At 59.1% G+C, this 21,070-nt stretch carries 17 protein-coding genes and 4 pseudogenes; 12 read left to right on the forward strand and 9 right to left on the reverse strand.

The window, feature by feature from the left end:
• Positions 1-132, forward strand: a pseudogene (locus tag EN949_RS10795) (IS481 family transposase); the annotation flags it as partial.
• Between the two features lie 161 nt (positions 133-293).
• On the opposite strand, the gene EN949_RS10800 reads toward EN949_RS10795, so the two are convergent.
• Positions 294-566: a hypothetical protein gene (locus EN949_RS10800; RefSeq protein ID WP_199489650.1), complete on the reverse strand. Its 273-nt coding sequence runs from the start codon at positions 564-566 to the stop codon at positions 294-296.
• 1,173 nt (positions 567-1,739) lie between these two features.
• Here EN949_RS10800 and EN949_RS10805 point away from each other — a divergent pair.
• On the forward strand, positions 1,740-2,273 hold the full coding sequence (locus EN949_RS10805) for a peroxiredoxin (RefSeq protein ID WP_063169380.1): 534 nt from the start codon (positions 1,740-1,742) through the stop codon (positions 2,271-2,273).
• A 68-nt stretch (positions 2,274-2,341) separates the two neighbouring features.
• On the forward strand, positions 2,342-3,775 hold the full coding sequence (gene rpoN, locus EN949_RS10810; RefSeq protein ID WP_063169381.1) for an RNA polymerase factor sigma-54: 1,434 nt from the start codon (positions 2,342-2,344) through the stop codon (positions 3,773-3,775).
• Here the strand turns inward: rpoN and EN949_RS10815 are convergent.
• The 6 genes and pseudogenes from EN949_RS10815 to EN949_RS10835 all read right to left on the reverse strand — a co-directional run bounded on the left by EN949_RS10815 (position 3,772) and on the right by EN949_RS10835 (position 8,750).
• Positions 3,772-4,398 (reverse strand): nitrogen fixation protein NifQ, encoded by a 627-nt coding sequence (locus EN949_RS10815; RefSeq protein ID WP_063169382.1) that lies wholly within the window; start codon positions 4,396-4,398, stop codon positions 3,772-3,774. The genes rpoN and EN949_RS10815 overlap by 4 nt on opposite strands.
• Positions 4,385-5,437 (reverse strand): LLM class flavin-dependent oxidoreductase, encoded by a 1,053-nt coding sequence (locus EN949_RS10820; protein WP_063169383.1) that lies wholly within the window; start codon positions 5,435-5,437, stop codon positions 4,385-4,387. The genes EN949_RS10815 and EN949_RS10820 overlap by 14 nt, the downstream gene beginning before the upstream one ends.
• Before the next feature lie 138 nt (positions 5,438-5,575).
• Positions 5,576-6,646, reverse strand: a pseudogene (locus EN949_RS10825) (SDR family oxidoreductase); the annotation flags it as partial.
• Positions 6,647-6,693: 47 nt separating this feature from the next.
• A complete protein-coding gene (locus EN949_RS10830; protein ID WP_050580531.1) occupies positions 6,694-7,281 on the reverse strand; it encodes a nuclear transport factor 2 family protein in 588 nt (195 codons plus the stop codon).
• A 138-nt stretch (positions 7,282-7,419) separates the two neighbouring features.
• A pseudogene (locus EN949_RS36480) lies at positions 7,420-7,581 on the reverse strand (ferredoxin); the annotation flags it as partial.
• Positions 7,572-8,750, reverse strand: coding sequence for a cytochrome P450 (locus EN949_RS10835; protein WP_063169385.1), 1,179 nt, complete (start codon positions 8,748-8,750; stop codon positions 7,572-7,574). The pseudogene EN949_RS36480 and the gene EN949_RS10835, both read right to left, overlap by 10 nt.
• Positions 8,751-10,237: 1,487 nt before the next feature.
• On the opposite strand from EN949_RS10835, the gene EN949_RS10840 reads away from it, so the two are divergent.
• Positions 10,238-11,470 carry an MFS transporter gene (locus tag EN949_RS10840; RefSeq protein ID WP_127371684.1) on the forward strand — a complete coding sequence of 411 codons (1,233 nt, stop codon included), beginning with the start codon at positions 10,238-10,240 and terminating at the stop codon, positions 11,468-11,470.
• 261 nt (positions 11,471-11,731) lie between these two features.
• Here the strand turns inward: EN949_RS10840 and EN949_RS10845 are convergent.
• Positions 11,732-12,763, reverse strand: a pseudogene (locus EN949_RS10845) (ChuX/HutX family heme-like substrate-binding protein); the annotation flags it as partial.
• A gap of 51 nt (positions 12,764-12,814) precedes the next feature.
• Positions 12,815-13,138 carry a hypothetical protein gene (locus tag EN949_RS10850; RefSeq protein WP_126066777.1) on the reverse strand — a complete coding sequence of 108 codons (324 nt, stop codon included), beginning with the start codon at positions 13,136-13,138 and terminating at the stop codon, positions 12,815-12,817.
• Between the two features lie 210 nt (positions 13,139-13,348).
• On the opposite strand from EN949_RS10850, the gene EN949_RS10855 reads away from it, so the two are divergent.
• The 8 genes from EN949_RS10855 (at position 13,349) to EN949_RS10890 (ending at position 20,550) form a co-directional block, all read left to right on the forward strand.
• Positions 13,349-13,669, forward strand: a complete 321-nt coding sequence (locus tag EN949_RS10855) for an iron-sulfur cluster assembly accessory protein (protein ID WP_029356570.1) — start codon at positions 13,349-13,351, stop codon at positions 13,667-13,669.
• A 347-nt stretch (positions 13,670-14,016) separates the two neighbouring features.
• A complete protein-coding gene (gene nifS, locus EN949_RS10860) occupies positions 14,017-15,228 on the forward strand; it encodes a cysteine desulfurase NifS (RefSeq protein WP_063169388.1) in 1,212 nt (403 codons plus the stop codon).
• A gap of 179 nt (positions 15,229-15,407) precedes the next feature.
• Positions 15,408-15,785: a nitrogenase stabilizing/protective protein NifW gene (nifW, locus tag EN949_RS10865; protein WP_063169389.1), complete on the forward strand. Its 378-nt coding sequence runs from the start codon at positions 15,408-15,410 to the stop codon at positions 15,783-15,785.
• Between the two features lie 188 nt (positions 15,786-15,973).
• On the forward strand, positions 15,974-16,825 hold the full coding sequence (locus tag EN949_RS10870) for an electron transfer flavoprotein subunit beta/FixA family protein (RefSeq protein WP_063169390.1): 852 nt from the start codon (positions 15,974-15,976) through the stop codon (positions 16,823-16,825).
• 16 nt (positions 16,826-16,841) lie between these two features.
• Positions 16,842-17,951, forward strand: a complete 1,110-nt coding sequence (locus EN949_RS10875; protein WP_024505237.1) for an electron transfer flavoprotein subunit alpha/FixB family protein — start codon at positions 16,842-16,844, stop codon at positions 17,949-17,951.
• 10 nt (positions 17,952-17,961) lie between these two features.
• Positions 17,962-19,266: an FAD-binding protein gene (locus tag EN949_RS10880; RefSeq protein ID WP_063169391.1), complete on the forward strand. Its 1,305-nt coding sequence runs from the start codon at positions 17,962-17,964 to the stop codon at positions 19,264-19,266.
• 12 nt (positions 19,267-19,278) lie between these two features.
• Complete coding sequence (locus EN949_RS10885) at positions 19,279-19,578, forward strand: ferredoxin family protein (RefSeq protein WP_024505235.1); 300 nt, start codon at positions 19,279-19,281, stop codon at positions 19,576-19,578.
• 255 nt (positions 19,579-19,833) lie between these two features.
• Entirely contained in the window at positions 19,834-20,550 is a 717-nt protein-coding gene (locus tag EN949_RS10890; protein ID WP_063169392.1) for an alpha/beta fold hydrolase, read from the forward strand.
• Positions 20,551-21,070: the final 520 nt, after the last annotated feature.

Below are 21,070 nucleotides of genomic sequence, written 5' to 3' on the forward strand. Positions count from 1 at the left end.
CATCGTGCCGCCGAACTGCCTGTCTGGCTGCACAGATACAATTGGCATCGTCCACATGGCAGCCTAAAGTCAAAAACGCCTATCAGTCGCCTCGCCCTGATCGAGGACAACCTGTTGAAGCTCCACAACTAGGTCGTCCAGCATCACAGTGAACCGCGTACGTAGTATTTTGTCGTAGGCGGCATTCTGGATAGCCGGATACGGGCTCTTCACCCGCTGCACCACCGATTGCGGGATGATGTCGCGAGAAACATTCACGGATTTCGTGAAAAAAGTGTACCCGCCGAAGAGCCCTACTCGCGGGGGCGGTGCAGCACCACCTCGGTGTCACTGCTCGTGTTCATGCGATGGACTAGGCCGGCCAGCTGTTGACGCAGCTCGCGGTAGTTGTAAGTCTCACCCGTGTAGACGAGCACCAAGTCAGGTCGGCCATCCCCCTGGAGCATCCTCGGCTGGCGGCCGCCCTGGATATCGATGATTGCCAGGCGGTGGTGTCCCAGCGCCGCAGGCCCGCCGATCCAAGTCCCCTCGTCGTCCGGACCGTGGTTCGCTATGGTGGCCGTCATATCGGCAAGCTCCCTTCGCGCATCGGGACCTCCGAGGTCTCGATTGAAGTCGATCCATTCACAGATGCCGCACAGGTTATGTCGCCGCATTTGGGCGAAGCAGATATAAGGCCAGTGGGAAACCATCGAGGCAAAGTGACGGATCTAGCCCAGCTACGATCCGCATCCGACATTGTCGGACATCGGACAGCACCGCGATTCGCTGCATAGGAAGCCTGGAGTCGCGATTTCCCCTGGGGGAATCAGCGCATGAAAGGAGAGCTGGGTCGTGTCTGCCGAAATGAGAAATTGCTCCCCCTTATTGCATCACCGAGGAATGTTACCCAGCGCGATAGACGGACATGCCCTATCTCCCCCCGTTGCAGCTGAGGGAGATAGGGGCCAGCTCTTCATTCAACCCTCATGGAGGATGATCAGCCCAGCCATTTCCATGCGCCGGCCTTCACAAGCCGTGCACCATTCAGGTTCTTTTCCTTGAAGCGCGACGATCCTTGTCAGACGTCGCAACACTTGCTGCCGAGAGCACGAGCTCTTCCTCGAGCATGCCTTGATCTGCGCCTCGAACGGCTCGCACATGCTGGGTTTCAACGACTTCGCAGAGGTTGATATTCTGCAGTGACTTCGTCTCGCTGCTGCACGGCATTGACGCTGGGAGCCATGCTCGCGTGGCGCAATTGTGCTGAAGCCGGTGCCCACGGCAACGTTTCTTAACCCGCCCCAGATCCTGGCGTTTGGCTATTTCCGACATTCGTGTCCGGCTTCGGACAAAGGCCGGGTTTGCCGAACGGAGTCGCACCCAATTTCCAGTGCTGCTTGAGCAATAATATCGACCGGCATTACTGCACAACACGAAAGTTGCTGCAAAAACCGAAGTGAACCCAAGGCATCGGGTCAATTGGCATGGCGCTTGCGACTCGGTCGATAGAACGCAGTCAAAATCACGGTTGCAGACCATGCCTACCTCTCAAAGCTCGATAAAGCACGCGAGCAAAATTCCCCGTCTCCGCGGAAGCTCGTCGCCGTTAAACGTGCCTGCTCGGGGGCGGTCTTGCACAAGACCGGTCCGAGGCAACCACGCCAAGGCGCGAGGCTGCCGGAACTGTCGACCGAAGTCGATGCCGCTTCAGTTTAACCGAAAAATGCACCGTACCACTTTGGCCTGGAAGCAAATCAATGACCTATAGAAAGAACGTTCCTCTCGTGACCTTTCGCACGCGTGTTCGCGATGAGTCGATCGGGGGGCCAAATCCTTATCAGTGGGAGAACAAGACCTCCGACGATTATTTCGGGGGCAAGCGCATCATCCTGTTCTCGCTGCCTGGCGCCTTCACCCCGACCTGCTCGACCTTCCAACTGCCCGATTTCGAAAAACTCTATGATCAATTTCTGGAACTGCGAATTGACGCGATCTACTGCGTCTCGGTCAACGATGCTTTCGTCATGAATGCGTGGGGAAAGTCCTTGGGGCTGCAGAAGATCGAGCTGATCCCAGACGGGTCGGGCGAGTTCACGCGCAAAATGGGCATGCTGGTCGCGAAGGACAATCTGGGCTTTGGCATGCGCTCCTGGCGATACGCCGCTCTGATCGACGATGGCGTGGTGGAGCAGTGGTTCGAGGAGGAAGGCTTCTGTGACAACTGCGAGACGGACCCCTATGGCGTTTCATCCCCGCAAAACGTTCTCGACAAATTGAAGGCGGCGGCATGACCCAGAAGTGGAAAGTCTCACACAACCCAAGCACACACTAGAGCCTCCTCGGCAGATCACGGTTCAACATGCATCTCTCAGCAAGCCTGCTTCAACGCCAGAAGCAACGTATGGTCTTATCGCCTCAAGCCATTGAAGCTATTCGCTTGCTGCGATTGACGCATACTGAACTCCATCAGCTCGTGCAGCAGGCACTCGAGAAGAACCCCGTTTTGAAGCCTGACCCGTTTGACGACGATTCGCCGCTGCCAGGGGTGGATCAGCGGAGCAGTCAAAGCAGAAGCGAAATCGGCGAATCGCCCATTGGCGGGCCGTCTGGCGGGCGCGGGCAATGGAAGTCGCAACGCAGTAGCGGCAACGATCGACCTGCCGTCGAGGAGTTTACCGCCCACACCGAAACATTGCACGACCATGTCGCCCGCCAGGTCGCCCTCAACCCGTTCACCCCCCAGGAGCGGCTGATTGCCGGACAGCTCGCCGCTCATCTGGAGGACACTGGCTATCTTCAGGTAAACCTTTTCGATCTGGCCAGGACGTTAAACGTTCGGCAAGCTGATGTGGAACGGGTCATCGGAATCTTGCAGCAATTTGATCCGCCGGGCATTTTTGCGCGAACTCTCAGCGAATGCCTGGAGATTCAGCTGCGCCAGCAAGACCGGTTCGACCCGGCTATGGCAGCTTTGGTCGCCAATCTCGAGATGCTTGCACGGGGGGATTTTCAGGGATTGAAGCAGCGTTGCGGAGTCGACGAGGAGGATCTCCTCGACATGAGGAACGAAATCCGCGCGCTCGATCCCAAGCCTGGAGACCGGTTCCAGTCCGGGACGCCGGAAACCATCGTACCGGACGTCTGGGTAATGCCCAAGTCCGAAGGTGGATGGCGGGTGGAGCTTGATCCGGCCACGCTGCCCAAAGTGTTGATCAACCACACCTATGTCGCCGAAATCTCGCAGCTGACCAAGCAAAATCCGGAAGGCAAAGCGTTTCTCGACAATTGCCAGGAAAAAGGGAACTGGCTGATCAGCAGTCTCAAGCAGCGCGCTAAGACGATCCTTAAGGTTGCGACCGAAATCGTGCGCCAGCAGGATGCCTTTTTTACACACGGCGCCGCCCATCTGCGGCCTCTCTGTCTCAAAAATGTCGCTGACGAGATCGGCATGCACGAGTCGACGGTAAGCCGGGTGACTTCGAACAGGTACATGTTGACTCCGCGCGGGGTGTTCGAGCTGAAGTATTTTTTCGCTGCGCCAATCGCATCCTGCGAGGGCGGCGATGCGCACTCCGCCAAAGCTGTCTGCCATCGGATCAAGGCAATCATAGCCGAAGAATCGCTCGACAAGGTACATTCCGACGAAGACATCGTTGCTCAACTCAAGGAGACCGGCATCGATGTCGCTCGCCGTACCGTCACCAAATATCGCGAGGCGATGAACATCCCTTCCTCCATACGACGGCGCCGCGATAAGCGTTTGTCCGCAGCTGCGATCAAGCGAAGTGACTAACCGACATTCGTGGTCGGCGAGAGGCGACTCTCAACTTCCTCCGGGCCGAAGCAGCTTTCGAAGTCATGGCATTCCCCGCAACTGGGTGCTGTGCATGACGAAAAGCCTTCGGCCTCACACAGCTTGCGGTAAAAGTACTTTTTCCATTTCATGTTTTCTGTGTTGCCTGCCGCCAGCGCGGGAAAATGTCTGGCAAGCAGGCGGCTGAGCTCAGCGCGATTTGAGAGGCCAAGATCCCGCCAAAGATGGTCCATGCGCATCGCACGCCGGGCGATGATCTTGGCCAAGCGGGCGCTCGCCGGGTCGGCCGGCGCAGCATGCGCTAGCAGCAGCCGGCGTAGCAGTTCCTCTTCCAGTTCCGGCTCGGGCTCGCTCAACTCCTCCAAAGCGAATACGCTGCTGGAGGTAGACGGGAAAGTTGCGGCCAAGACATCACGCAATTCGACAGACGAAAGGCCTGTCCCCTCCGTCGCCAACACCTCGCCCGCCTGGACCTCCTCAAGCGAACGTGAATGTACGCAGGGCAGCACATGCTGATCGAAGCTCCTCCCTAGCTCGGACCCACGCCATTGCGCGCTGGATAGGCAGCCATCATCGTAACGGCCGGCTTCAGCTTCCGGCATGACAAAGCGCCTTGTTGACCGCAGGGATGATCTTGTCGCCCCAGAGCTCGATCTGGCGCAGCATCGTCTTTTGGTCGAAGTCGCCCAATTGAGTCTGAACTGCGATCTGGTCCGGTTTCAAGATATCGATCTCTTCCAGCAGGCGATCAATCACGCGATTTACGCTGCCAATCGGCAAATTTTTGCGCATGGTCTCGAAGGACAGATCCTGCTGGGTCGGTGTCTCCTGCAGCAGGTAGCCATCGTGGCTCTGTTGGCGACGCTGATGCAGGGCTTCAGAAAGCCGGCGCTGGAAGCGGGCATTGTCGAGATAGCTGTTGATCTCCAACTCGTCGTGGCTGGCATAGCAGCAGCGCAGCAGCGATATCTTGACGTCGGTGACGTTCTTTTCCTCGGATGCCGCCGCCCTCTCGACTGATTCACGCAGTGTGGTCAAAGTCTCTAAGCCGTCGTGGAAGGCTGTGACAAAAAAATTGTGCCCCTCGCGGTAGGCCCGAGCCATCCGTGCGGCTCCGCCAGCGATCCAGATAGGCGGCGTCGGCTGCTGGACTGTGCGGACCGAAATCGCTGTTGGGGGGATCTTCTCATACTGGCCGTCGTGTTCGAAGACGTTTTGGTTGAGGCCCTTGAGAATGATGTCCAGGTATTCCGAAAAGACGGCCGGCGCCTCATCGATGTCCACGCCGAACCGTTCGAACTCGAACTGCTGGTATCCCAAGCCTACGCCGAGCTCGAGACGGCCGTTCGCAACGATGTCGGCGAAGCCGATCTCGGACAGCAGGCGCTGCGGTTGGTAAAGCGGCAGCACGCAGACGGCAGTGCCCAGGCGAATCGTGCTTGTCAAGCCGCCGCAGTGCGCCACCATCATCAGCGGGGATGGTATGAGGCTGTAATTGTTGAAGTGGTGCTCAGCAAACCACGCGGTGTTGAACCCAGCCTGCTCCGAAGCGACGGCCTGTTCGATGGAGTTGCGGATGACGCTTTCTGAGGATTGGTGATAGCCACGCTGGGCGGCCAGAATGAAAGTGGCAAATTCCATGATTTCTCCTCGTTATAGACACGTCAGCCGACCGGGAATGTGCTCGGCATGCGCATGCTTGGATCTCAAGCACCTCAGGTGCGTCGTGGAGCCGAGGCTTCATAATGCTCGGCCGGTCGCCCTGCGAAGGCCTGGCAATTAACCTGCGGCCTCCGCAAAACATTCGTCATAGAGCTCGCTGGCGTTTCCCGCATCACCGAACGAGGTCCAGCCGCCGTCCACGTAGAGGATCGAGCCGTTGATGTATGAGGCGTCAGACGAAGCAAGGAAGAACGATGCATCTGCGACGTCTTCTGGCCGTCCCATCCTGCCCATGGGGATGCGTCGTCCGATTGCTGTCAGGTCGATGCGGCCGGCTTTGGCCAACTGAGCAAGTGCGGGCGTGCGGATGTGGCCAGGAGCGACGGTGGCTGTCCGAATTCCGACCGGCCCGAGTTCGGCCGCCATGCAACGGGTCAGCATATCCATCCCCGCCTTGGAGGCGCCGTAGGCATGGCGCGGCGCGAACGGCAGAAAGCTGTCGATCGACCCGAGATTGAGGATCACGCCGCCCGGGCGCATAGCCTTGATCGCTTCGCGCGCGCAGGTGAAGGCGCCGGTAAGGTTGACATCCAGGACGTGTTCGAGCTGTTTCGACAGTTGCTCGATCGCAGGCACAATCCTGTCGGCGGTATCAGCACTATTGACCAGAACATCGATATACCCGAAGCGTCCCCTCAGTTCTTCGAACATCGACACCACATCGCTCTCGACGGCCACGTCCAGCGATTTCGCCAGATGCTTGCCGGGGAGCGATGTAGCCAGCTCTGCCGCTGCAGTGCCATCTTTATCAGCAATCACGACGGTGTCGCCGTTCGCGGCAAAGCGGCGAGCGACGGCCGCGCCAATGCTTTTTGCGCCACCGGTGACGAGCACGATTCGCGCATCTGTGCATTCGGCCGGACAGGAGAGCTCGGCTTGGAGCGCACCATCCACCGGCGGGTGAGCATCCCCCGGCTGGTTGAATGACATCCAGCCTCCGTCGACTGCCAGCACCGAGCCGGTGATGTAGCGCGCCTGCGTGCTGCTCAGAAAACGCACGACCCTGGCGATCTCGTCGGGGCGAGCCAAGCGCCCCATCGGCACGCGGCGGCGTATCGCCGCGAGGTCCATTTTGCCAGCGCGTGCCAGTTCTGTGACCATTGGGGTGCGGACGGAGCCCGGCGCCACACACAGATGTCGTTCCCGTAGGGCGCTCATCCTCCATTCCTACCCACTTATGCAGCTCCCAGTTGGGGACCCTCGACGCCATCTTGGTCGGTGGGGATGTGACCCTTGAGCAACTGGTAGATGGGATCGTCTGGATGTGGTGCTCCAATCGGCTGTCGCCGGCCGAACCTATCTGCCTCAAGAATCGCTGGCGGGATTTGCTCCTCAACCCAATCGTAGACGACTGTCCGTTCCGCAATTCGCCACTCGTCCTGCCTCTTCTGAAACAGATCGCAGTAACGGCCGCAAAGCAGCGTCTGACGTATTTCTTGGTCTGTATCCGGTCCGCGTTGCAGCGCGGTGAAATAGCTCTCGACCGCGGCCTCTGCTGAACTGATGAAGTCGATCAGGCTGTTCGTGATTTGATGGATGTTACGGTGCCCCGGCAGACCGAGAGCAAATTGGATGAAGTCCTCTGCCGGTCCGCAATAGGGACCGTGCCTGTCATACGCTTCGGGCCAGTATGCGCTACGCAGCGCCGCCTCATCGGCGCGGTCTATCCCGCGGCAGTACCGATACAGGCAGTTGCGGATCGCCTCTCGGTCACGCAGTTCGGTAATTTTCGCGTGGTCGACAGGGTCTGTCGCGAATTGTATGATTGTTTTGTCCTTCCCGATGCCAGTCTGCACTTTGCGTGTGTCTCTCTCTACAACTGAGTTAGCGGGGGGCTCGTCAACTTCCAGAGCTTGTTCGGGGCAGGCTCGTACCCCTTTTGAGGCAAGCAGTTGCTCCCCATCGGCAACATCAATATCACCGGGCAAGATGTAGCCGGCGTCATCAAGCTTGAAGACTCTCGGCGCCCGCGCCCAGCAGCGCGCATGACCCTGGCATCTGGCTTTATGTACGACGACACGCATAGCGAACTCCAATGTCGTTGGCTGAAACTTCAGGACCATTCCAGGATCAGATTCTCGATCCCGAACACATGGCCGCCGAAGGTGATAGGTTCAGTCCCTGTCTTGATCCGAAAGGCTGGGATGCGCGCCAGCCACTCCTCCAGGCCAATGACAATCTCCCGCCGGGCAAGGTGTGAGCCAAGACAACGATGGGGACCATAGCCAAAGGCAGCGTGCCGGTTGTCCTCGCGCGCCAGATCGATCTCATTCGGGCATTCGAATTCCGCCGGGTCACGATTGGCAATCATCGTGGCACAGGAAACATAATCTCCCTTGCGGATCGGCGCGCCTTTGAAGTCGACATCCTTCGTTGCCACTCGGATCATCTGAATGGTCGAATAGGCGCGCAGCAATTCTTCCGCAGCGACGGCAATCCGGTCAGGTTCGCTTCGTAGCAATTCCTGATCTTTGGGGTTGCGCGCGAGATGGGCCAAGTCGAAGCATATGGCTGCTGAGACCGTGTCGAGTCCCGCGACGAACACAAGCACGCCGATGCCACGGACTTCTTCGTCACTGAGCAGACGACCCTCGACCTTTGCCTTCACGATGAAGGTCATGAAATCATCGACCGGCTCCTTGCGGCGCTCGGTGGCAAGTTCGTCGATGAAGGCCACGATCGTCCGGGCTGCGGGTGGTCGTTGCTCCTTATCGCCGTGGAGCAGATCTCTAGCCCAGCCGACAAATGTTTCTAGTCCGTTGTCCGAAAGCCCAATAAAGCGAAGGAAGATATTGACCGCGAACGGAACTGCAAAATCCTTCATGATGTCGCAGCTCGTGCCTGATGCGGCGATCCTGTCGATCAGCTTGATCGCTCGTTCCCGGACAGCCGGCTCCAATGCCATTACCCGCTTTGGCGAAAGCAGCGGATTGAGCAGTGAGCGAAAAACACCGTGGAATGGCGGATCGAGCTCAAGCGGGATCATCGGCCAGCTCTCGCCGAGCACAGAGGCGAAGATGCTGCGATGGCTGGAAAACGTTTCGGTGTCCTGCAGCACCCGGCGCTGGTCGCTCGCGCGAGTGATGACCCAGGTACCCCGACCGTCGCGCGTGTTGCTGGTTGAATAAAAGATCGGAGGCCCGGCATGAACGCAAGCAACCGCTGCATGCGGATCCCCGTTAGCCGTCGGCAACATGCCGGGCGACGTAAACAGGTTGAAGTCCCTCACCATTTCGGGCGGGACATGATCTGGAACCGGCCGCGATTTAACCGCGCCAGAATCGAGAGACCGTTCATGAGATGCTGTCGGCATTTGCATGCAATCGTCGGTGCAAGCTCCGTGCCGAATTCGTCTTTCGATAATCCTTGCCGTTTGCTGGGCAACAGGTGGCGCCTGCGCTGACTTGCTGGTCGGGATTGCAACATTCTTGTCCAGCGTCGGACACAGAATGTAGAATGCTAGACAGCGACTTGGAGCAACTCAACTGGTGGGATCGCTAGCCGATCATGTGCCCGGGGAGCATCCAGTTCGAAAGCTTGCGCTAAGCGGCTTGGTGACTTGGCCGAGGTCACCAGGTGGAAACGACCAACACTTGGGGTGAGCCTAGTGGCGCTCCCCTCGATGATGTCTGGCGGGGTGGTTAGCCGCCTCCGTAGGACAAGATCAGTCTACACGAATGGACTATAGCCTCTCCTCGCATGCCTCATTGGCCGTCCTTCAGAGCCGGCCACACGAGCTTTTGTCTTTCAGCAGGGCGTTTTTCTCGCCAGCTACAGAGCCACACCGACGCCATTAATGAGCGTCCAGTCGACGGGTTGGATGGCCCTGTCCATCTTGCCCAGCACCTTGGCTTAGCATTTGCCGGTGCGGCGGAAGCCTTCAAGACGCAGTTCTTGACCTTCTCCAGATCAGCCTCGGATGGATATCGGCAAGGGTTCAGCTCGTCCTTTTGAACTTGCGCATCTTCGTGTTGGCCAACCCCAGGCCGCCCGACATATTTGCGGTCTATCCGGCACCTCAACTTCGAACAACCTTGCGGCAAGCTCTTGGGATAGCCCACGCTCGTGCCTCCACCACCCGCTCAGCAGAGCCAGATTTGTCGTTGATGGCACGGAACTTGCGGAGTCATTCGCAGATGCGTCACGGACCGAGAGTGTCGTCCCATGAATTCGATCACCAAAAAGGCCGCCCGACGTTGCTGGGACCGCCTGCAATTACCTTATCCCAGAATTGGGAGCAACGGCTTCAAAAGGGATAACTCATCACCTCAATTTTGTCGATCGCGCGGCCATCGAACCGCAGCCATCGATCAGACTTCCGCCTCGTTGCACTCATTGCGACCGCCTTGGTGCTTGCGACAACCGCTCAATTCTGGCTGCCAGGATAACCACATATGGCGACGGAACTTCCTGCTTCAAAGCAATATAGAGATCGTCGATCATCCCCCCATCAAGGCCTCGATCGAGGACACCGCGTTCGGCTTGCTTGGTTCGCAGTGAACAGACCGCACTTCGACGAATGCGATCGATGCGACCGCGCCGAGAACTCTCCCGCATTGTCGACGGTTGGGTCCGTCGGCCCTCCGATGAGGCCTCGGATGCGTCGGGCTCCGAGGCCTCGACTGATGCCGACTGGCCGCCGCCGGAAGGTCTCGCGGCTTTGATCCCCGGCGATGTAGCCACCCCTGCTGCAACAGCTCCTAGCCGGAGAACTCATTCATGACCGAATCGGCGACAGATTTAGTGGACGCGGCTTTGTTCGACCGAGATCGGCTTGACCCAGAAAGTCCCTATCAACGTTCTGGCCCTGCATGGGGTGCCATCATTTCGCTTTCCTTCGGCACCTTCGGGCTTGTGACGGCAGAGTTTCTGCCCGCCAGCGTTCTGACACCGCTCGCGCATGATCTCCGTATCACCACGGGCACGGCTGGACAGGCGCTAACAGCGGCCGCAATCGTCGCGGCGATCTCGGCACCGATAATCGCCATCGTGACAAAGCGTCTGGACCGCAGGGTCGTCATCTGGGCGATGACGCTCCTGCTGATCCTGTCGAACGTTCTGGCGGAGGTTGCGGGGTCGCTGCCGGTTTTTCTTGCGGCACGCGTCGTCCTTGGCATATCGCTTGGTGGTTTTTGGTCAATTTCGGCAGCGTTGGCGATGCGGCTGGTTCCAAGTCACCTCATGCCGCGCGCCATGTCGGTCATCCTCACCGGCGTTTCTGTCGCCTCCGTCTGCGCGGCTCCAATCGGCGCTTATGTCGGTGACATTTGGGGATGGCGAGCCTCGTTCAAGGTCGCCGCAATCGTGAGTGCCGTTGCGCTGCTCGTGCAACTCGTAACCATTCCGCCACTGCCTCCGATCGAAGTGCGCAGATTCCGCAGTCCGCTGGATGTCGCGAAGAATCCGGCGATGAAGGTTGCGGTGCTAGTCGTGCTATTGGTCGCTTCCGGCCATTTTGCCAGCTTCGCCTACATCCGCGCCTTTCTCGAGAGCGTTCCTGCGCTCGACAAGAAGTCAATCCCGCTCGTGTTCCTTGCTTTTGGCACGGCCGGCGTCTTCGGCAATTTAGCCGGCGCATTCCTCACCAAACACAGTCTCAAGGCGGTCGCGGCCCTGCCGCCCCTGCTCATTGCCGTAGCCGCTGTCTCGCTCCTGACCATGAGAGCATCGGCCTTGACCTCGGCAATTGCAGTTGCCGTATGGGGCTTTGCTTTTGGCGCGGTCCCGGTCGGATTGCAGACATGGATGGTGCTACGCGCCGCTCCGAAACAGGCCGAGAGCGCTGGTGTACTGATGGTCATAACCTTCCAAGTGGCCATCGCAGCCGGCACAACTTGCGGTGGCCTATTGGTGGATCACACGGGTATTGCCAGTGTCTTTGTCTACAGCGCGGTTGCCACGTTCCTCGCTGTCTTGACAGTATTTTTGCTCGGCCCGAACCGCAAAACCTGACCGCCTGGTGGGGAGTGACGGTCGGCGGCGTTCACGCTATTGTCACCTCTGAGCTCGGCCCAAAGGCCGCGGCTTCGTCGTAACCATGCGGTCGATGGGGCAGCGCCAAATTGCTTCCTGCTCATCGCGTTGCGATAATACAGCGCGCTTATTGCGTCATCGTGTCCCCGGTCTCGGCTTCAATGCCCGGCTACTGGCTGCGGAGGCAGATGGGCGCCGGCGTCCCACCGACGACGATCGGTCTTTTCTCATGTAGCTGTCGGGGAAACGAGGCAGGTTTTCCGCCAGAACCCGCCAGTCGTCGCGCTCGCGTTCGCCTTCCTTGCGCGCACCGAACAACTGGATGATGATCTTGCCGTCGGACCCATATGCTTCGAGCGAGGTGACGTGACTGTCATTGGTCGGCTTGCGCACGGCCCAAACCTCACGGATTTGGTGGGTCCTGAGATGCAGCCGGAACGTTTCGTCCAGCACATGGATGCACGGCCCGATCTGCTTGACCGACTTGATTAAGCCGGAATGGGTCTGGATAGAACCTCGGTTGCCGACGAAGCACATGATCGGCAATTCGTCTTCGGCCGCACGCTGGAGCACGGCGCCAACTGCGGCATTGTCGAGCAGCCAAGCGTAATCCTGGCCGACCATGCGCAAAGCCTGGCAGCGGCTGAGCTTGAGCGTCTTTAGAAGGTTGACGTCAGTCAGCCGGCTCCAGTACTCGCGTAGGTCGTCCACCGTGCCGGCCCAGTCCGCAGTCCTCGCGCCCAGGTCGGCTACTCTCGCCTTAAGCGACATGGTCGGCTCCTGGTTGGCGGATACGAGCTCGGCCACCAGCTTTCGATAGGCATGAAGGTTGGAGACCGGCCTGAGATGCACCTTATGCACTGCTGCGCCGGCGGCGTCGAAGAATTGCAAACTGCGCTGGATTCCGCCGCGATGGCGCCTTTCAACAGCGAAACCATACCTCCAAGCCTGCGGGAAGACGCGAAGGTCGAATTCGTCACCAAGGACCATGGCGTGATTGTTGCCGGTTATCACTCTGTTGAAGACGCCAATCTTTTCGTGCACGGCACCTTGATTGCGGGTCAGCGCCGTCACTTCGCCCACGAATTCGAGGCCCGTCAGAAGGTGATTGACGCGCGGGTCGATGCGTGCCGCGCCGAAACCGCAATGGGCCGCGACCAGTTCCGCTTCCGAAATGGCCAATTGGGCGGCGAAATCACGCGCGGGAATGTTCGGACAGACTTCCCACGCACGCCGGATTTCGTTGGGCGACCGCTTCTTGCGCTGATCCATGTTTTTACCCCTGCCCCGTTCTTCTTTTGACGATCGATCGAAAAACGGGCCTCAGGGATGTGCACGGCGGACGCGATCGATCGTCAGGCACATGCCAGTCGAATCCTGTCTCCGGGCGGTCAGCGGCCAATCGCCGGTAGCGAGCGATTGTTGGGTGGTCGGCGCCAATCGGCCGATCGAGCATTCGGGTACCACCGGCGGTGCTGCTTTCCCACCAAGGCGGGTCTGATGGATCATATTGCTTTCCTTCGTTCTTCGATTGCGAGGGCAACCCAAAGGTGAATCGGCCGGCAATTTTGCCGCCGCAACGAAGGCTTCACAAAAATCGTGCCAGTTGCTCCGCGGCAAGCTCTGAACATCTTTGGCTCTGTTCATTGCTTTACGCGTGAGTGCATCGCGAACTCAGGCGCCCTTCCTGTGACGCGGACGCGACAAACCCGACAGTAAGTGTCGGTTGTCGGACGTCTCCCCAGCAATCGAGCATAAGAGACGTCGGGATGTCCTACGGTTTTTGACACGTCTTCCCTTTGGCACGGTCCATGCGAGATGATCCACGAAAACGCCGGACCGAGGAGAAATCGAGCCATGATTACGCTCACCGACAACGCTGTTGCCGCCATCAAGGCCGCTCTTTACCGCGCCAGCGAGCCGGCGGAAGGATTTCGCATCATGGTCCATGCCGGCGGCTGCGCCGGCTTCCAATACTCAATGGGCCTGGAGAGCGTCTCACGTGAGGGCGATGCGATCATCGAGCGAGATGGGCTCAAGGTGTTCATGGATAGAGGCTCCCAACCCCATGCCGCCGGCATGACCGTGGACTTCGTCACTGGGCTCGAAACATCCGGCTTTGTTTTCGATAACCCCAATGCGCGTGAGACGTGCGGCTGCGGCAAGTCCTGCAAATGATTGCGAGGGAACAGGCTATGTTCGACTATAGCGACGCCAAGGAATACTGCGTCGAACCGGTAACCGCCGGCGCTCTGGAACCGGCCGACACGCACTGTCGGCCCGGAACAATTGCGTTCGGTGATGCACCAAATCGCGATCATCGATCGTTGCCGTGGGCAAGCAAACAAAATTGCCCGAAACAGCTGAATTCCCGGCGGATGCCGCCACCAAAGGGCAATGTCGACAGCGACCGGTCAGCCAAGCCATCGCTCCCCCGGCCGCCCACCTTACCAGATACGATATGCGCCAGAGGTTCAATGGCCCGACTACCCTTGAATCATTTCAGCAGTTGAAGGATCACTCCCATGAACCCTGTCTATCTCGACAACAACGCAACGACGCGGGTTGATCCTGCAGTCGTTGGAGCGATGTTGCCTTTCTTTACGGAGCAATTTGGCAATCATTCGTCCATGCACGCCTATGGCGCATCGGTTGCTGAAGCCGTGAGAAAGGCGAGGCAACAGTTGCAAGCCCTCATCGGCGCGGGATTCGAGGACGAGATCATCTTCACCTCGGGCGGGACTGAAAGCGACAGTACAGCCATCCTTTCGGCGCTGGAGGTGATGCCCGACCGAACGGAAATAGTGACTTCCGCGGTTGAACATCCGGCCGTTCTGAAGTTGTGCGCGCACCTTGAGAAGACGCGCGGCGTCAAGGTGCACATTATCCCAGTCGATCACTACGGCCGGCTCGACCTGGACGCCTACAGAACCGCCCTCACCCCACAAGTGGCAATCGTCTCGATAATGTGGGCGAACAATGAGACCGGTACGATCTTTCCCGTGGTTAAGCTTGCCGATCTAGCCAGGGAAGTCGGCGCGCTTTTCCACACTGATGCAGTGCAGGCGGTCGGAAGGCTTCCGATTGAGCTGAAATCGACCGCGATCGACATGCTGTCGCTCTCCGCCCACAAGCTGCATGGTCCAAAGGGGATAGGCGCGCTTTATGTAAGACGTGGCGTGCGCTTCTCCTCCATGATCAAGGGTGGGCACCAAGAGCGCGACCGGCGTGCAGGCACTGAAAACACACCCGGCATAGTCGGACTGGGCATGGCGGCCGAACTCGCCTTGAAATTCATGGACGAGACAAAACGAATAAAATGGTTGCGCGACCGCCTTGAGAACGGGATCATCCAGCGCATCCCAAACACATCCATCAACGGCGATCCGCAAGAGCGATTGCCAAACACTGCAAACATTGGATTCGAAGGTATCGAAGGCGATGCAATTCCAATTGTCCTGAGCCGGCTGGGAATCGCCTGTTCCGCCGGGTCCGCCTGTGCCTCTGGCTCACTGGAACCGAGCCATGTTCTGATCGCTATGAACGCGGCATGTGGGGCAGTCCGCTTCTCCTTGTCGCGTGACAACGGCGAAGATGACGTAGACCGCGTGCTTGAGGTCCTGCCTGCGATCACCGAGAAGCTACGGGCCGTTCCCAGTGCTGGACTGTGCGGGCGAGGTGCAGAACAGCTTCATTCCGGCCCGGGTCCGAGCGGCACAATAGCCGACGAGCCGTGAGGTCTTCCTCAACGTGACGACCCTGCGCAAGGAGAGCAGTTAAACTCGGGGTCGCCTTCACCACTTCAGAAAAGCTTGAGATCGCCAAGTCTCTTGCCCAGCCGCCGTGCCAGAGGTCGGCACGCCGTCAGCAATGTCACCAATGCATCGACACCACAATTTCGCGCCGGGAGAATACAATGAACTGCTCCGCTGATAGCCGCCCGATCGATCGCACCGATATCCTAGCGCGACTGAAGGGCCTGTCGGCCGCGGAGGACTTCTTCGCCTGCCTTGACGTCTCCTACGACCCGAAAGTGATGAATGTCTCGCGGCTCCATATCATGAAGCGCGTGGGCCAATACCTTGCCGAAGAAGATTTCTCCGGTCTGCCTAACCAGGTAATCGCCGCGCGGGTGCGCGCCAAGCTGGAACGCGCCTACGAAGATTTCGCGACTTCCTCGCCGCTCACGCAACGTGTGTTCAAGGTGCTAAGGGACCACGATCCAAACATATGTCCCGCACCTGGCCGCGCCTTCGTCCCGCTCGACTCTGCACTGAAGCGGTTCGGAAAGTAATGAGCCCGACACGGCTGCGACGCGACAATGTCGAGAAGTCGACAAATCCAGTCCTCATGACGCCTCCTCGGAAGCAAACGAAGCCACCTTCTGGAATAGAGGCAGGAAGACGACTTGGCATGAACGATGCAGGCAATGAGGTGAACCGCCAAGCACGAATCCGGACTGGGAGCTTAGAGAAACCGCCAATGCATATCGTAGTCTGCATCAAGCAGGTGCCGGATTCGGCACAGATCCGCGTGCACCCGGTGACGAACACGATCATGCGTCAGGGTGTTCCGACCATCATCAATCCTTACGACCTGTTCGCCCTCGAAGAAGCGCTCAAACTGCGCGACGTTCATGGTGGCGAGGTTACTGTGCTCACAATGGGTCCGCCCATGGCGGAGGACTCGCTGCGAAAGGCGCTCGGTTACGGTGCTGACCGAGCAGTTCTCTTGACGGACCGCTATTTTGCCGGATCCGATACGCTGGCGACTTCCTTTGCTCTTTCGCAAGCAATCGCAAAAATTGGGGAGACTTTCGGCAGGCCGGACATCGTCTTCACCGGCAAGCAGACGATTGACGGCGATACCGCCCAGGTCGGACCGGGCATAGCCAAGCGCCTAGATTTATCGCAACTTACCTATGTCGCGAAGATTGCCTCCATCGATCTCGATACGCGAGAGATCGAAGTCGCTCGTCGCGCCGAAGGCGGCACCCAGTTGCTGAAGAGCAGACTCCCTTGCCTCATTACCATGCTGGAAGACACCAACGAAATCCGCCGGGGCTCGCTCCAGCAGGCTCTGTGCGCGGCGCGCAGCCAAGTCGTGAAGTGGACTGCAGCCGACGCCGGCATTGACGATCTCACCCGGTGCGGTCTGCGTGGCTCGCCTACAGTCGTCAAGCGTGTTTTCGCCCCCACCGCACGGGCAGAAAGGGCGGCGCAGATCGACACCGCGGAAAGGGGCTTGCAGGACATAGCCGATGAACTCATCGCCGATATCTTAACCCGCCGGCCGGCGCTGGAACATGAGCTGGCCTTCAACAGCGGCACGTGACGGCCAGGAGCAGAAAATGTCGACCGCAAGCCAAACTACCCCTCGCATTGCCCCCGGCCGTGCCGGTGTAAAGAAAGAACTTCCCGACCGTTTCAAAGACTACCGGCACGTGTGGGTCTTCCTCGAGCTCGAACGCGGCAATGTGCATCCTGTATCATTCGAACTGCTGGGCGAAGGCCGCAAATTAGCCGACAAGCTTGAAGTCCAGCTCGCGGGCGTCGTGCTGGGACCGCCGGGCGAGATGGTCGAGGACGCTGTTGCCGAGGCCTTCGCTTACGGGGCGGATCTTGTCTACATCGTCGATGCGCCGCCGCTCGCCGACTACCGGAACGAGCCGTTCGCCAAGGCGCTCACGGATCTGGTCAATACCCATAAACCCGAAATCCTCCTTCTCGGCGCGACCACACTGGGCAGGGATCTTGCAGGCTCGGTAGCGACGACCCTGCAGACGGGGCTCACGGCCGACTGCACCGAACTTGATGTAGATTCCGACGGTTCACTCGCCGCGACCCGTCCGACTTTTGGTGGCTCATTGTTGTGTACGATCTATACACTAAATTACCGGCCGCAAATGGCGACGGTGCGACCAAGGGTCATGCCTATGCCGCAACGGGTGGATAAGCCGGTCGGGCGTGTCATGCGGCACAAGCTGTCGCTCGTTGAGGACGATATCGTCACCAAAGTCCTCGGCTTCCTACCGGATAACCAGTCGGCAATGGCAAATCTTGCCTATGCGGATGTCGTGGTTGCGGGAGGCCTCGGTCTCGGAGCGGCGGAGAACCTTCAGCTTGTGAAGAATCTTGCCCGAGCGATCGGCGCCGAGCATGGCTGTTCGCGCCCCTTGGTCCAGAAGGGCTGGATGCCGGCTGATCGACAGATTGGACAAACTGGCAAGACCATTCGACCGAAGCTTTACATCGCGGCCGGAATTTCCGGCGCCATCCAGCACCGAGTTGGGGTCGAGGGGGCCGATCTCATCGTCGCGATCAACACCGATCCGAACGCGCCGATTTTCGAGTTCGCCCACCTCGGGATCGTCACGGATGCAATCCGCTTCCTGCCCGCACTGACGGAAGCCTTCACCCGGCGGCTGTCGCCGCACAGTCGAGACAAGCTTGCGAGTTGAGGGAGAGGACATGATTGAACAATTCGATGCCATTGTGGTCGGAGCCGGCATGTCTGGAAACGCAGCTGCTTACACTTTGGCAAGCCAGGGGCTGAAGGTCCTGCAGTTGGAGCGCGGGGAATATCCGGGCTCTAAGAACGTCCAGGGTGCCATAATGTACGCGAACATGCTGGAGAAGATCATCCCGGACTTCCGGGATGATGCGCCCCTCGAGCGGCACCTGGTCGAACAGCGACTTTGGGTGATGGACGACACGTCTCACACCGGAATTCATTACCGGTCGGACGACTTCAATGAGGCGAAACCCAACCGCTACACGATCATCCGCGCCCAGTTCGACAAATGGTTTTCCCGCAAGGTGCGCGAGGCTGGCGCGACGGTCCTGTGTGAGACGACCGCGACGGAACTCGTCCGTGATGGCAATGGCAAGGTGATCGGCGTCCGCACAGACCGGGCTGGCGGAGTGGTCTTCGCGAATGTGGTCGTTCTCGCAGAAGGGGTGTCGGGATTGCTTGGCACTCGCGCAGGCCTGCGCGAGATGCCGAAGCCGGAGACCGTGGCGATTGCCGTCAAGGAAATGCATTTCTTGCCCGAAGAGGTCATTGGCCAGCGGTTCGGGGTGAAGGGCGATGAAGGCTGCGTAATCGAGGCCGTGGGCACGATCTCTCGCAGCATGGCCGGGCTCGGCTTCCTTTACACCAATAAGGAGTCGATTTCACTCGGCATCGGCTGCCTGGTCTCGGATTTCGCCGCGACGATGGAGAGCCCGTCCGCCCTCCTGGATGCGATGAAAAACCATCCTTCGATCCGGCCGCTGATCGCTGGCTCGGAGGTGAAAGAATATGCCGCCCATCTTATCCCCGAAGGTGGTTACAGGGCCATTCCGCAGCTATTCGGCGACGGTTGGGTCATCGTCGGCGACGCAGCGCAACTGAACAATGCCATTCACCGTGAGGGTTCGAACCTTGCCATGACCTCGGGTCGTGTCGCGGCTGAGGCGATCATCAAAGTCAAAAGCCGCAACGGTCCTATGACCAAAGCGAACCTTGCGCTCTACAAGACGATGCTGGATGACTCCTTTGTGATCAAGGATCTTAAGAAATACAAGGACATGCCAGCCTTACTCCACACCAATTCCAGCAACTTTTTTGACAGCTATCCGCGGTTGATGTCGCATGCCGCTCAGACCTTCATGCGTGTCGACGGCACGCCGAAGATCGAGAAGGAAAAGAACACCACGGCCGCCTTCATCAACGCGCGCTCGCGCTGGGGGTTGGTCAGCGACGCGGTCCGCCTGGCATTGGCATGGCGCTGAAGAGGGTACAAGATGACGATCGCAGTGACGAAGGTTCGTGTCGAGGACAAACTTTACCAGAACCGCTATCTGGTCGATTCCGGCCGCCCCCATATCATAGTGCGACCGCACGACAAGCCAAGCGCGAACTTGCTTGCGTTGACCTACGTCTGTCCGGCGAAATGCTATGAGTTGAATGACAAGGGTCAAGTCGAGATCACCGCCGACGGCTGCATGGAATGCGGCACCTGCCGGATATTGTGCGAGAAAGGCGGCGACATCGAGTGGAACTATCCGCGCGGCGGCTTTGGTGTCCTGTTCAAGTTCGGATGATCAGCCGGTGCCAAGAGCATGCCGGCAGCGAGCAACTGCGGCACACCATGAGCCTCTCCATCCACTTGCAAAGAGCTAGTGAATATTGGGTTTCGCAATTCAAGTTTCCTCGACTTGGTAGGGGTATCCTCAGGCCACGGGGCGCCTGTGCCGGACTTACCACCGGTAACGTGGTCGAGCCCCTTTGGACAATGTCCGGCCATCGTGCCGGATGGCAGCCACAACGGCCGGTGAGCAAATGGAACGGCACAATCCATGATAAAGACGTATGTGCTAGTGCATGGTGCCTGGCATGGCGGATGGTGTTGGCGGGACGTCGCCGCCAATCTTCGCAAGATGGGATGCCACGTGACCACGCCTACCCAGACAGGTGTCGGCGAACGCGCACGTTTGCTGTGCAAGGACATCACGCCCGACACATTCGTGACCGACATCGTCAACCACATTGTAACGGAAGAGCTGAGCGATGTGATCCTTGTCGGTCACAGTCTAGGCGGCATCAGCATCACCGGCGCCGCCGACCGGATACCCGACCATATCAGCCATCTCGTTTATCTCGACGGCGCCATCGTCGAGAGCGGTCAAAGTGTATTCAGCACCATGCCCCCCGACATCGTCGCCGCCCGTCGAAAATTGGTTGCGGAGGAAGGACGGGGTATCTTCATGCCGACTCCGCCGCCAACAGCATTCGGCACTCCCGAGGGACACTCGCTCACGGACTGGGTGCGGCGCCGGATAACACCGCATCCGGCAGGCACCTACGAAAGCGGACTTAAGCTCGAGCACCCGCTCGGCAACGGCAGACCCCGAACCTATGTCGTCTGCACTAATCCACTCCACCCGCCGATGGCGGGAGCGCGAGAATGGGTCGCGAAGCAGGATGGCTGGGCGTGGCAGGAACTCGCCACTGGCCACGACGCAATGATCCTCGCGCCGACGGAAGTTGCTCTCCTTCTTAGCGCTGTCGGCTGAGGAACCAAGTAGGGGGAGCGGCGGCCGATTCTCAGGCCGTGGCCTTGAGCTCTGGTGCAAGGATGTAGGCCCAACGGGTCGTTCCGGTGGCGCCACCGAAACCACTAGGCGGGAGTGGCCTGTCCTGCCGACGTCGCAAGCTTGCGAGCGTTCCGCCGCGGCCGCAGCCCGTAGCGCCGGGCAACCTCCGAGATCACCGCGTCGGCTCCAGGGTCTCGGAGATGACTCCGTGCCTTGTCGTCCATCGACCAATGCCGCCGACCAACAGCGCCGTTGATCACCCTCGAAAACGCCGAGGCTGCCGCTCAGGGTCAATCGTAAGTTCAAGTTCAGACACAAGCCGATCTCCGATCCACCTCAGAATCGGCAGGCCCACAGATCGCGGGTCCTCCTGGAAGGACACAGCGCTTACCCTTGAAATATGGAGAACCATGGCTTTGCGCCGTCGGCAGTTGAGCTGATCTCGCAATGCTATTTCCCCGGCAACGTCCGCGAGCCGGAGAACTGCGTGCTTGGCGTT

The organism is Mesorhizobium sp. M7A.F.Ca.US.007.01.2.1, from assembly GCF_003998165.1.
Lineage (GTDB): Bacteria > Pseudomonadota > Alphaproteobacteria > Rhizobiales > Rhizobiaceae > Mesorhizobium > Mesorhizobium ciceri.